The organism is Liquorilactobacillus vini DSM 20605, from assembly GCF_000255495.1.
GTDB classification, from domain to species: domain Bacteria; phylum Bacillota; class Bacilli; order Lactobacillales; family Lactobacillaceae; genus Liquorilactobacillus; species Liquorilactobacillus vini.
The window spans coordinates 1-12,259 of record NZ_AHYZ01000089.1; the positions used below are offsets into that span (position 1 = coordinate 1).

Below are 12,259 nucleotides of genomic sequence, written 5' to 3' on the forward strand. Positions count from 1 at the left end.
TTAACTAAATATCGAACGGGAGCAGTTATGCTCGGCTACAGCCTAGGGACCCTCATTTTATTATCTCTCAGCTACTTTCTCGGCGAGCTGCTAACAAATTTTTTCCCACTGTGGCTGCTTGACTGCCTAGGCGTCTTGCCAATTTACTTAGCATTACGAACTGATGACGATGACAACGGAATTCATCACCAAAAGTCGCCAGTTCTCAGTACCTTAATAACTTATTTATCAGTCTGTTCTGGTTGCAATTTATCAATTTTTTTGCCGGTTTTAGTTGGCAAAACTTTTAATCAATTTATAACTGCGTTAATTTTGCTCTGTTTATTAGCTGACTTAGTGGTACTTTTAATTAAATTGCTCGCTAAATCATCATTCATAATACTGATGATTCATCAATTTGGAGAAAAATTAATGAAAATCTGCTATATTGTAGTTGGCTGCTATGTTTTCTGGGATAGTGGCTTAATCAGTCATTTGATAGCTTTTCTTTAATCGGGAGGTCAAAATGTCAGCCAAAAAAATTTTTCCCGCTCAGGCAACAGAGCAAGAACAATTAGCCGAAGCGGAACAGATTTTCAAATTACTCAGCAATCCGGTTCGGTTAAAAATGCTCAAATTATTGGAAAAAAGTTCTTTAAATGTCAATCAGTTAGCAAACTCTCTGCAATTAGAACAGTCGGCCGTCTCTCATCAATTAGCGATCTTGCGCCAGCATCAACTAGTCGTAGCCCAACGTCAAGGCAAAGCAAATTTTTACCATTTGGATGATCCGCATATTATCGACATTATTGATGAAGGGTTAGCTCATGCCGACCATGTTATTCGCGGAAAGCTTCATGGACAATAAAACAAGCGAGGAAATTAAAATGCAAACGGTGAATTTAAAACGTTGCTCTTGGGCTCAAAATGGTAATCTGCTACTGCAACAGTATCATGATAATGAATGGGGGCGTCCTTGTTATAATGATCAAAAACTATTCGAATTGCTCTCGCTAGAAATTATGCAAGCTGGACTTAGCTGGCAAACAGTCCTAAATAAGCGAGCAGCCTTCCAGCAAGTCTTCGTCAATTTTGATTTTTATCAAATTCAATCTTTTTCGGCTAAACTGCCTGAAATAATGCAAAATCCCCACTTGATCCGCAATCGACTAAAGCTTCAGGCAATTATTAACAATGCTCAGGCTGCTGTTGCCTTGACTCAGCAAAACCACACGTTAGCTGACTATTTTTGGAATTTTGTTGCGGGACAGCCGATCAAGCATCATTTAACTAACAGTCAAAAGTTGCCGAAAATTGATTCTTTAGCTAAGCAAATTAGTCAACAAATGAAAAAAGATGGCTTTAAATTTGTTGGACCTGTAATTATCTATTCTTTTATGCAAGCTGCTGGGCTGGTCAATGACCATGAGATCAGCTGTTATTTATTCGATAAATTTTAAAGCGAGAAAATTAATCACTCAGCTAAAATATGTTATGATTTTTAACGAGGAATTAAAATAAATTAAGCAACAAAAATTCACTTAAAACTACATCAATGATCAATTTAAAAAGATAAAGGGAGCATTAAATCAATGAAAAAGACCAATGTTTTATACCAGCATGGAACTTTAGCGCTGCTAGTCCCAGGACTGTTAGCGGGGACAATTACTTTAAAAGAATTAATGGAGCATGGTGACACTGGCATCGGGACCGGAGAGGGATTAAACGGTGAAGTTGTCATTATTGAGGGCAAACCATATCAATTCGATAGTTTCGGTCATGCTAACTTGCTCAAGGAAGATTTTACCCTGCCATTTGCCAATGCGCATTTTTCAGCTTATCAAAGTATTGGTCAACTGACTGGAGCTGACTCAACTAAATTTGCGGCTGCTGGGCTGAATAATCGTCCAAATAGCAACACTTTCTTTTCAATTCTAGCTAAAGGAACATTTAGTTACATAAAAACGCGGGCTGTTGTCAAATCTGAACGACCATTTGATACCTTAGCTGCCACAGCTAAAAAGCAAAGCATCTTTGAAGCCCATGATGTTCAAGGAACATTGTTAAGTTACTATTCACCGGAATTATTCCATGGAGCTGCAGTTGCCGGCTATCATAACCATTTTATTGCTGATGACCTTTCAATTGGCGGACATATCCTTGATTTTCAGATCAAACAAGCTAAATTATTCAAACAAGTCTTTGATACCCTCGAACAGCATCTGCCAGTTGATAATCAAGAATTTATGGAACACGATTTTGACGTAGACGGTGATTTAGGGGAAGTTATTTCGAAAGCTGAATAATTGGAAACACCCAAAGTGTTAAACTCCTCTCAGTGCTAAAAACATAGCGTCCTCTCAACGGAGTTACTTACAAGTTAATTTTTTCCGCTAACTAACAGCCAGTAATCAGGACATTGATTACTGGCTGTTTAATTTTTAAAATGATGACGCAAATCAACAATTGCTTGCTGATGATCATAAATAACCGTCGCGGCGGTGCCAAATGAACGGGCTGTTAATAAATACAAACAATCCGTCAAAGCCAACTGTGAAGTCATCGAAATAAAAGCTTGTGACTGAAAATGAAGATTGCCCGAAATCGAATAGAAACAAATCGTTCCAAGCCGAACTAATGGCGATTCTGGATCGCTGGTGATCACGATTGCCGGTACTTGATTTTGGCGAAGAACTTTGGCCAGCAGCAAAATATCTTGATTATTACCGGTATGCGAAATTAAAATGGCACAATCCTTAGCTGTCAGCCGTGAAGCCTGGAGAAGCGCCAAATGATATTCACTACTATACAAAACGGTTAATGGGACACGTAAAAACTTATGATAGGCATCTTCAGCAACAATATTGGAACCGCCAAGTCCAAAAAAAGCTAACCGCTCAGCTGAACAAATTAATTTGACCGCTTGCGTCAAATCTACTTCATTAAGCAAAGCAAAAGTTTCTTTGAGAGTCGTCATATTCGCCGCTAAAACTTTCCCTGCCACCTTTAAGGAATTATCAGCTTGCGTTACTCGCTCATTGGTACTTTCATTTTGCGTCAACTGATGAAGCAGTGCCCACTTTAACTGTGAAAAATTTTTAAAGCCTAAACTCCGAGCAAAACGCGAAACTGTTGCTAACGAAACCTGACAAGCTTGAGCAATTTCAGCTAGCGTCATGGAGGCCGGCAGTTCTTCTTTCAATAAGTAGTCAGCAATTTTTTGACTGCTGCTGCCAAGCTGTGGATAAATTTGTTTAATTCGTTGGGTAATTTTAGCTTCCATATTTTTTATTTTCCTTTGCATTATGTTCCTAAGGCTATTATAATATAAATGAAAATAATTGTCATTTATAATTATTAAAAAATGATAATTATTTTCATTACGATTTGAAAGCGGGGATTAACCATGGACGCATTTATCGGAGTCGATCTTGGTACTACAAGCATCAAAGGCCTAATGTATGATGCTGTCGGACAATGCCGCGCTCAGACCAGTCAAAAATGCTTCTTACGGCAAACTGCTGCGGGAGCTGCGACTGAAGATCCAATGAAAATTTTAAATTCAACCAAAAAAGTTTTACAAAAGCTCCTGCAAAAAGCTGACGAATTACATTTAAAACCGATCAGTTTGAGCTTTTCCAGTGCCAATCAAAGCTTACTAGCCCTCAATGATCAATTCCAGCCGCTGACTGCTTTGCTGACTTGGGCTGATACCCGACCAGCTCAAGTTACGGCTGCTTTACAAGTCGATCCGCAAGCTCAGAACTTATATCAACATACTGGGACACCGTTGCATCCAATGTCACTGTTAGGCAAAATCTGCTGGTTGCGCCAGGAACACTTGCAGCTCTTTGAGCAGGCCAGATACTTTTGTGGGATCAAAGAATTTGTTATCTACCAGTTATTTGCTGCTTGGCAAATGGATATTTCGACGGCGAGCTGCACTGGTCTATTTGATATCCGCCGCCAATGCTGGGATCCAACTGCCCTTAAACTTGCAGGCATTACTGAACAACAACTACCGCCAATTGTTGATAGCCAATCAATCTTCCATAGCCATCCCACTAGCTGGACGAAATCAATTAATTGGCAACTGCAACTAGACATTTCAATTATTCAAGGCCCCTTCGATGGTGCTGCAGCCAATCTTGGCGTTGGTGCAAATCGAAGCTCTGATTTAGCATTAACAATTGGAACGTCAGCTGCTATTCGAACAATTAGTAATCGACCGGTCTTCGATCCCCAACAAAGTTTATTTTGTTATGCAGTTACCAAAAATCAGTGGCTACTTGGCGGCCCCGTTAATAGCGGTGGCATCATTTTGCAGTGGCTGCTTGAAAAATTTTTTTCAACCGAAGCTGCTGCTGCTAAACAAGCTGGTCGCGATCCGATTGAACAGTTACTAAACATTATTCAAACTGCTCCTGCTGGATCCAATGGTTTACTGTTTTTTCCATATCTGACTGGTGAGCGAGCCCCACTTTGGAATCCAGCTGCTCGCGGCTGTTTTTATGGTTTAAATCCAACTCATGCTAAAAATGATTTAGCTCGCGCCGTTATCGAAGGGATCGGTTATAATTTACGACTCGTTTTACAGGCTGTTAGCCAATTAAATGGGCGGCCGCAAAGAATCATTGCTGCCGGAGGTTTTGCTCGTTCAGAATTCTGGTGCCAACTGCTCGCGGATATTTTCAATCTTCCAATCATTGTCCCACGTCAGATTGAAGCTTCCTGTTTGGGGGCAATTATCTTAAGCTTGCAGGCACTAAACATTCAGCTTGATTTAAATCCATTGCAGAGTAAAAGCCGCTCTTATCAGCCTAATCCCCAAAATGTTCAAATTTATCAAGAACTATTTGCAATTTACACTGATTTGCTGCCAGCGCTAGACCAAAACTTTGCTGCACTGACAGCATTCCAGTTAAAACATCAAACACCAAGAAAGGATTGATAACTTTATGGAACTTGGAATGATTGGTCTAGGAAAAATGGGCAAAAATTTAGTTCAAAACATGCAAGAGCAAGGAATCAAGGTTACAGCCTTTGATTTGGCTCTAACAGCTCGGAATGCAGCTAAAGCCGAAGGAATTACGGTAGTTTCTAGTTTAAAAAGTCTGGTTGCCAGCTTAGCCTCCCCACGGCTAATTTGGTCGATGCTGCCAGCTGGTGAGCCAACCAATAGCACTTTCAAGCAGCTGGAAGCTTTACTAGTTGCCGGCGACATTGTGATCGATGGTGGTAATTCTTACTACCAGGATTCTATTAAGCATGCCGCTCAATTAGCAACCAAGAAGATCCACTTTCTTGATGTCGGCACCTCGGGAGGAATGGCTGGGGCACGAAAAAATGGCAACTTCATGATCGGTGGCGAAGCTGAAATTTTTCAGCAGGTTGAACCGCTGTTCCAAAAGATTGCCGCTCCTGAGGGCTATCTGTATACTGGTCCTGCTGGATCTGGTCACTATTTGAAAATGATCCACAACGGAATTGAATACGGGATGATGCAGGCAATTGGCGAAGGCTTTGAAATCTTGCAAAAATCACCTTTTGACTATGATTACCAGGCAGTTGCCCGCGTTTGGGAACACGGTTCTGTTATTCGTGGCTGGTTAATGGAATTGGCGGAGCAGGAATTCGCGCAAGATCCTAAATTAAGCCATCTCAAAGGCATTATGCATTCTTCTGGTGAAGGCGCCTGGACTGCTGAAGAAGCCATCAAGTTACATGTCCCGGCTCCTGTTATCGGCAATGCCTTGATGATGCGCTATCGTTCAGAAGAAAAAGATACGTTGAATGGAAAAGTTGTGGCAGCTTTGCGAAATAGTTTTGGCGGCCATCCCGTCGACCAGAAATAATTACTTGCCTAAAAATTTAAGTTTCAAACAAATGGTCCCTAAAATTAACCTTAAAAAGCTAACTTTAGGGACCATTTGATGTTATTAACCGAAACACATTTATTAATGCCGTTCGCTTAAATTCTGTTCAAATTGTAACTGAAAATCATTTAGTTCTTGATAGATTCGTTTAACATCATCTTGTGTTCCACGCATCTCGTAGAAATCAATCACTGGGATTTGAAATTGGACTGCATACTGCTTAGCTGTTAAGCCAAACTGAGTATTGAAATTACGGTTGCCACTGCCAATCACACCATAGCACCAGTGATAATTATCGTTATCTGCCAATGTTTCCCGCATTTCATTAGTCATAATTTCCTGATTGCCATTGTTGATTCCATTACCGCCACCTAAATATGTCGGAACTAATACTGCAAATGGCTGTTGCATTTCAATAAACTGATCATCACCACCAATTTCTATTGTTTCAACTAAACGGGCTGTTGAATCAGCCTGGTGCACTGTCTGAGAATGCTGAACCAGTTTTTGAGCAAACGAACGAGTATTGCCAGAAATACTAATAAACAAAATTTTAATTGGTGCTAAATTTTTCTCCATCAATGGATCGTTCCTTTCTATTTGGAAGCTGTTCGGAACCAGCCACGAGTGCTGAAGAAAGCATACATATCATTTAAGAAAAAGACACTGTAACTAAAAATTAAAGCAAAGTTTCCATCCCCTTGCAGCATGGTTTGCGTCCAAAGCGCAATTGTAAATAGTGAACTGATCGTCCAAATAAAATATTGTTCTCGTTTGCGATTAAGCTCCAATAATGAACCCGTAATCGCCATTGCTAAGTTCAAGCTATCCAAAAAGACCCGCGGATCATTTGTCAAACTAAACAAGTAATAAATCACTAGCCACGCCCCAGCAAAAAACAATAAATAATACAGCCATTCAATTGCACTGTTAAATTTTTCAGCCTGAATGTCATCATTCCATTTTGGATCTAAAATGCAAAAAAGATCTAAAAATAACAAATAACCAATTTGTTCACAAGCCGTCGCATAATTACCGGCTGCAAAGCCAACTGAAGCAATACAAATTGCACTTAAGGCACCAGCCCAGCCTTGAATTCCAGAACGATTAGAAATTCCAATCACACAAGCAACTGATAAATTCCCACCGATAAAAGAAATAATTGATTGAACCGGAGCTACACTAACTGACTGAACTAAAGAAATAATCTGCAAGATCAAATTAAACAGTAGCAAGCCATAACTAAACTTGCCCCAACCGCGACATTGTTGGATTAACCAACTAAAATAATTGCGCCGAAAAACATTTTTTGAATATTCCGGCAAATTGCTTAACACATCTACATAACGAGAAAACACATTCAGGACCCTTTCCGCATTAAAAATTTCTTCCAAGTGATAATTATACTTGGTTTCCAATCAGAAAAACAGGCTTGCTTTTTTACATATCTTGTGTTTAGAGTTTGAATGTATACAAGATATAGAAGAAAATTATTTATTTTTTAACCAGCTATTTAAAAATTCCCACGAAAAAAAATCGCTAAACCATTTTGATTATGGTTTAGCAATTTTGAAATTGAAATTAAACTTACTTCATATCACTTGAGGTAAAAGCCAAGTTGCTCCAGAAATTATTATTTGCTGGACTAACATCAAAGCCTTTGACCCGTTTATTAACAGGTTCCCAATCATAGCTGAAGCTTCCAGGAGCATAAGCAGCTTCTTTATTCATGTATTCCTGCCATTCCTTAAAGACCTTTACTCGATAAGCCGTGTTCCAAGCCTTGCTGCTGTTCATTTCATTCATTAACTTAGTGTTCTTCTTAGAAACGAAATGACCCATGTTGAAGGTGGCATCTTCACCGTATATTCCAGTTGGCGTCGGTTCAGATGATAAGCCCCAAGCAGCTGCAAAAACATCGATCTTATTCTGCTTAGGTTTTTCCAGCGTATCATAGAAACTATTCATTTCCATTGGTTTGCCGTTCGTAAAGACAACATGCAACCCAATTTTATGCCATTGCTGCAAGTAATCCTGATACTCAGCCTCCTGAGTCGAAGTTCCCTGCATAACTCCAAAGTAAATCGTTAACTTCTTGCCGTTTGGCTGAACGCGCCATTTGCCTTTCTTCTTGTATCCAGCTTCGTCAAGCAGTTTATTGGCCTTCTTAATATTCAGTGGGAAGCCTTTAGCTGATTTGTCATAATATTTCGAGAAAATTGGTGGAATCAAAGTATTGGCCCGCCATACAATGCCATTACCGAATTTCTTGTTCAACTGATCGAGATTCAATGCGTACATCATTGCTTGCCGCAGTTTTGGATTGGCCATCTTGCTGTTTTTATCCATGACGTTCTTTTGCGTCTTAGTGTCATAGTAACCAAGATTAAAGCCAAAATAGTCATAAGACAGCGCTGGTTGACCAACAATCTGATAACCCTTTGTCTTTTTAAGCGTCTTGTAATCCGTTCCGTGTAAAACGCCACCAGGAATAACAAAATCGTATTTCTTAGATTGAATGGCTTTATCAATATTGCTGGAAGAAACAACGCTAATTACAATATGTTGAATCTGAGGCTTCTTACCATAGTAATATTTATTTGGCGACCACGAAGTTGACTCACCTTCAACGACTTTATCAAGTTTGTATGGACCAGTAAAAATCGGATTTTTGCGAACTTGAGATGAGGAAGCCAATTTGGCAATTGGAACATTCTTAATGTATTCATATGGTTCAACCGTTCCCCAAATAAAGGTATTGCCGGAGTATTGCATGCTTGGAGACATTCTTGAAAAATGGATCACCGCTACCCGGCCGCTTTGACCATCTGGATAGGAGAAACCAGAAATAGTTTTAGCCTTGCCGGCATGGTAAGCTGCCATGCCTTTGATTGCATTAAAGTCTGATGAATACTGCTGCGAAGTAGTTTTAGGATTAGCAATCACTTCATAAGCATATTCAACATCTTTAGCCGTGACAGGCATGCCGTTTGACCACTTAGCATTCTTGCGGATCGTGATTGTCGCGGTTTTAGCCTTTCGATCAAGTTTCAAATTAGCCAAGCCACCATTGATGATCTTGTAATTTTTATCAACATTAAACAAACTGTCAGCACCACTTGGCGAAAAAACATCAAAATCTTCTTGATTAGAAGATAATGTTGGATCTGAAATGCCTTCGAATGGCGAATCATTTGGCTCAGCAACTTTTAAAGTGCTGTTTTTATTAGCCGACTGATCAACTTTGCCAGTATTATTATAGGCAGTCTTCAAATTTACCTGCGTATTACTGCTGCTTGAGCTTGATGATTTGCCTGCCGAACAAGCCCCCAAGGTTCCCGCTACCAGTAAAGTTGTTACGGCAACGGCAACTTTTCTTAATTTACTATCTTTCATCCATGTTCCCCCTCGATCTATTAAAAATCTAAGTACTATTGACTCCCACTTAAAATATTAATCAGGTTGGCACCATCTCCTTAAAATTATTTGGCTTAACGATCAGCTTGTCTTTGCGAAGCGTCCGCAGACCGGCGGAAAACTTGACCGATGTAACTAATTGCCAGACATAAAATAATAATCTCCAAAGCGGCTGGCAGCCAAGTCCACCAATATTGGGTAATGTTATTAGGATCATTAGCATTAGCAATCAAGGTCCCCAAAGAAGGTGTCTTAGTTGGCAAACCAAATCCCAAATAAGAAAGCCCAGTTTCAACTCCAATATTTTCAGCAAATGACAGTGTCGTATCGACCACGATCAAAGATGAAATATTTGGCATGATTCCCCCAAAAATTATTTTCCAAGGACCGGTCCCCGAAGTAATCGATGCGGCAACATAGTCTTTTTTAGTTTCAGCTAAAGTTCGCGAACGAATCAAGCGTGAGGTACCCAACCAATAAAAACATGAGAAAATCAAAGTCAGGGTAACCGCATTATAATTATGAATTATTGTTACTAAAACAATGATCATCATTGTCATCGGCAACATCATCATAAAGTCATAAACCCGCTGCATCCACCAGTCTACAAAACCACCAAAGTACCCAGAAATTAGCCCCCAAGCAATCCCCCAAGTAGAAGAGATCAAAGTCAAACCAATGGCGATTCCAATTGAATTGCGTGAACCAACAATCAGCTGTTGCATGATTGATCTGCCGGCTGTGTCAGCTCCTAGCAAGTAGCCATCTTGCAAAGGACGGTTAAGATAAGACATAATGTGCGTATTCATCATCTGTGGAACATTAATAAAGAACGATGCAATGGTTACAAAGATAATAAAAGCAACTACTAAAATCAAAGCAAGCAGTGCTGGCCGATCAGCCTTGAATTCTTTCCATACAATCCGACCTGTTGACGGAGTTGCCTGACTTTGCGCCTCTTGAGTCAGCTTTTTCAATTCTTCAGGATTGATTGTTTGTTTAGTATAGTTTTTCATCCGGTTATCCCCCTATTTAATCCGAATTCTTGGATCAACTAAACTCAAGATAATATCTGATAATAAAGTACCAACTAAGTTTAGAATCCCAAACAGCAAGACCAGTGCTGTAATGACCGTGTAATCACGGTAACTGATCGAATTGATAAACAAGAGACCCATCCCAGGATAAGAGAAAATACTTTCAGTAAAAATTGAACCATTTAATAAACCAGTAATCGAATAGCCCCCAAAAGCCGCAATCGGCAATAATGAATTGCGAAAAATATGATGACGATAAATCTGCTTTTCTGGAACCCCTTTGGCCCGCGCAGTTTTCACGTAATCGGAGTGTTTGGCATCAATTACCTCTGAACGTAGATACTGGACAATATTCACAGTGCTGAATAAGGCACCTAATAAACCAGGAAGAATCATATGATAAATTCGAGAAAGCAATATTTGCCAGCCGCTATTGGCAGTCGCAGAAACCGACCCAGTTGTTGGAAACCAATTCAAGACATAGCCGAAAATCCACAGACCAATGATTAAAATTACAAAAAACGGAATGCAATATGTTACGTAGGTGTAAACTCGAATCAGCGTATCTGAAAGCTGTCCTTCGTGCCGACCAGCGTACATTCCCATTGGCAAAGCAATTAAATAAGTCATAATCATCGTAAATAAGGACAGCCACAAAGTATTTTCCGCCCTTTGTCCGATCAAATTGGCAACTGGTTCATGATATTGATAACTTTCTCCGAGATTTCCATGAAAAAGATGAACGATCCAGTTCCAATACTGCTGATACCAAGGATCATATAATCCATTCAGCTTCATTAAGTGATGAATTTGGCTTGGACTCGACCGTGGATTGATCGACCCGGTAAATGGATCGCCAGGCATCATTTTAGCTAATAAGAAAACTAAAATACTTAGGAGAATTATTTCAGGAATCATGATCAAAATTCTTCGTAAAATTGTTTTCCACATTTTAGTCCACCCCCTGCAGTTTAAGATCTTGTTTTTCGATCATTTGCGGTGATAAAGCAACTAAATGCGTTTTTGAAACTGGTGTCAGAGGATAGGCTAGCCCATTTTGATCGTAATAATCATTTTCTTGTTCCTGATAAACTTTTTCGATCCGCAATCTTTCCAACTGGTGCTCTTGACGATGACGAACATCAACTCGTGGAATTGCAGCTAGCAAGCGTTTAGTGTAAATATGTAAAGGATGATTATAGATATCATCACGAGATCCTACTTCAACTAATCTGCCATGATTCATAATTGCCAAGCGATCGCACATATGCTGAATAACACCTAAATCATGTGAAATAAACAGATATGAGATTCCAAACTTCCGTTGGATCTTTTTCAAAAAATTCAAAACCTGGGCCTGAACGGACAAGTCTAAAGCTGAAACCGGCTCATCAGCAATAATTAATTTAGGCTTGGTCGCCACTGCACGTGCAATACCAATCCGTTGCCGCTGTCCACCCGAAAATTGGTAAGGATATTTATATAACGCATCTGGTCCTAAGCCAACAATATCCAGCAATTGCAAAACGCGAATTTTTTCAGCATCTTGATCTAAATGCTCAAAATTCCGCAGTGGTTCAGCAATAATCGTTTCGATTCGTTTACGTGGATTCAAGCTTGATAAAGAATCTTGAAAAATCATTTGAACATTTTGATTATATGCATGACGTGCACGCGCATGTTTTAAAGAAATTTCCTGACCTTGATATAAGATATGGCCGCCGGTTGCTTGCTCCAAGCCAACAATTGCTCGCCCAGTCGTTGTTTTCCCAGAACCTGATTCGCCTACCAAGCCAAAAGTTTCACCGGGATCAATGCTGAATGAAACACCATCAACCGCTTTGACCCAGTCAGAAATGCGATTCCAGAATCCACTGCGAATAGGAAAATGAACTTGTAAGTCTTTAACTTCTATTAGACTCATTGCAGTTCACCTTCTTTTTTACTAGG

General features: G+C 39.8%; 13 protein-coding genes. 6 read left to right on the forward strand and 7 right to left on the reverse strand.

The window, feature by feature from the left end:
* The 4 genes from ON15_RS05900 to budA all read left to right on the forward strand — a co-directional run.
* On the forward strand, positions 1-492 hold a 492-nt coding region (locus tag ON15_RS05900), incomplete at its 5' end, for a cadmium resistance transporter (RefSeq protein ID WP_010580561.1).
* A 13-nt stretch (positions 493-505) separates the two neighbouring features.
* A complete protein-coding gene (locus tag ON15_RS05905; protein WP_010580562.1) occupies positions 506-847 on the forward strand; it encodes an ArsR/SmtB family transcription factor in 342 nt (113 codons plus the stop codon).
* A gap of 19 nt (positions 848-866) precedes the next feature.
* A complete protein-coding gene (locus ON15_RS05910) occupies positions 867-1,439 on the forward strand; it encodes a DNA-3-methyladenine glycosylase I (RefSeq protein ID WP_026049512.1) in 573 nt (190 codons plus the stop codon).
* A 132-nt stretch (positions 1,440-1,571) separates the two neighbouring features.
* Positions 1,572-2,285 (forward strand): acetolactate decarboxylase, encoded by a 714-nt coding sequence (gene budA, locus ON15_RS05915; protein WP_010580564.1) that lies wholly within the window; start codon positions 1,572-1,574, stop codon positions 2,283-2,285.
* Positions 2,286-2,413: 128 nt separating this feature from the next.
* Here the strand turns inward: budA and ON15_RS05920 are convergent, their stop codons facing one another.
* A complete protein-coding gene (locus tag ON15_RS05920) occupies positions 2,414-3,262 on the reverse strand; it encodes a MurR/RpiR family transcriptional regulator (RefSeq protein WP_010580565.1) in 849 nt (282 codons plus the stop codon).
* A 123-nt stretch (positions 3,263-3,385) separates the two neighbouring features.
* Here ON15_RS05920 and ON15_RS05925 point away from each other — a divergent pair, with 123 nt between their 5' ends.
* Positions 3,386-4,930 carry a gluconokinase gene (locus ON15_RS05925; protein WP_010580566.1) on the forward strand — a complete coding sequence of 515 codons (1,545 nt, stop codon included), beginning with the start codon at positions 3,386-3,388 and terminating at the stop codon, positions 4,928-4,930.
* 7 nt (positions 4,931-4,937) lie between these two features.
* Positions 4,938-5,834 carry a phosphogluconate dehydrogenase (NAD(+)-dependent, decarboxylating) gene (gene gnd, locus ON15_RS05930; protein ID WP_010580567.1) on the forward strand — a complete coding sequence of 299 codons (897 nt, stop codon included), beginning with the start codon at positions 4,938-4,940 and terminating at the stop codon, positions 5,832-5,834.
* 102 nt (positions 5,835-5,936) lie between these two features.
* On the opposite strand, the gene ON15_RS05935 is transcribed toward gnd, so the two are convergent.
* From ON15_RS05935 to ON15_RS05960, 6 genes are all read right to left on the reverse strand, one after another.
* Entirely contained in the window at positions 5,937-6,434 is a 498-nt protein-coding gene (locus ON15_RS05935) for a class Ib ribonucleoside-diphosphate reductase assembly flavoprotein NrdI (protein ID WP_010580568.1), read from the reverse strand.
* 17 nt (positions 6,435-6,451) lie between these two features.
* A complete protein-coding gene (gene pnuC, locus ON15_RS05940) occupies positions 6,452-7,213 on the reverse strand; it encodes a nicotinamide riboside transporter PnuC (protein WP_026049513.1) in 762 nt (253 codons plus the stop codon).
* Between the two features lie 229 nt (positions 7,214-7,442).
* On the reverse strand, positions 7,443-9,251 hold the full coding sequence (locus tag ON15_RS05945; protein ID WP_010580570.1) for an oligopeptide ABC transporter substrate-binding protein: 1,809 nt from the start codon (positions 9,249-9,251) through the stop codon (positions 7,443-7,445).
* Positions 9,252-9,346: 95 nt separating this feature from the next.
* Positions 9,347-10,288, reverse strand: coding sequence for an ABC transporter permease (locus ON15_RS05950; protein WP_010580571.1), 942 nt, complete (start codon positions 10,286-10,288; stop codon positions 9,347-9,349).
* A 12-nt stretch (positions 10,289-10,300) separates the two neighbouring features.
* Positions 10,301-11,260, reverse strand: a complete 960-nt coding sequence (locus ON15_RS05955) for an ABC transporter permease (protein ID WP_010580572.1) — start codon at positions 11,258-11,260, stop codon at positions 10,301-10,303.
* Position 11,261: 1 nt separating this feature from the next.
* Entirely contained in the window at positions 11,262-12,233 is a 972-nt protein-coding gene (locus ON15_RS05960) for an ATP-binding cassette domain-containing protein (protein WP_010580573.1), read from the reverse strand.
* Between the last annotated feature and the right edge of the window lie 26 nt (positions 12,234-12,259).

Excerpts from the sequence above, each read along its gene's own strand:
- gnd (WP_010580567.1), top strand. The coding sequence starts at position 4,938 with ATGGAACTTGGAATGATTGGTCTAGGAAAAATGGGCAAAAATTTAGTT.
- ON15_RS05925 (WP_010580566.1), top strand. The coding sequence starts at position 3,386 with ATGGACGCATTTATCGGAGTCGATCTTGGTACTACAAGCATCAAAGGC.
- ON15_RS05955 (WP_010580572.1), bottom strand. The coding sequence starts at position 11,260 with ATGTGGAAAACAATTTTACGAAGAATTTTGATCATGATTCCTGAAATA.
- ON15_RS05935 (WP_010580568.1), bottom strand. The coding sequence starts at position 6,434 with ATGGAGAAAAATTTAGCACCAATTAAAATTTTGTTTATTAGTATTTCT.
- ON15_RS05920 (WP_010580565.1), bottom strand. The coding sequence starts at position 3,262 with ATGGAAGCTAAAATTACCCAACGAATTAAACAAATTTATCCACAGCTT.
- ON15_RS05905 (WP_010580562.1), top strand. The coding sequence starts at position 506 with ATGTCAGCCAAAAAAATTTTTCCCGCTCAGGCAACAGAGCAAGAACAA.
- ON15_RS05950 (WP_010580571.1), bottom strand. The coding sequence starts at position 10,288 with ATGAAAAACTATACTAAACAAACAATCAATCCTGAAGAATTGAAAAAG.
- ON15_RS05910 (WP_026049512.1), top strand. The coding sequence starts at position 867 with ATGCAAACGGTGAATTTAAAACGTTGCTCTTGGGCTCAAAATGGTAAT.
- ON15_RS05960 (WP_010580573.1), bottom strand. The coding sequence starts at position 12,233 with ATGAGTCTAATAGAAGTTAAAGACTTACAAGTTCATTTTCCTATTCGC.
- ON15_RS05945 (WP_010580570.1), bottom strand. The coding sequence starts at position 9,251 with ATGAAAGATAGTAAATTAAGAAAAGTTGCCGTTGCCGTAACAACTTTA.
- budA (WP_010580564.1), top strand. The coding sequence starts at position 1,572 with ATGAAAAAGACCAATGTTTTATACCAGCATGGAACTTTAGCGCTGCTA.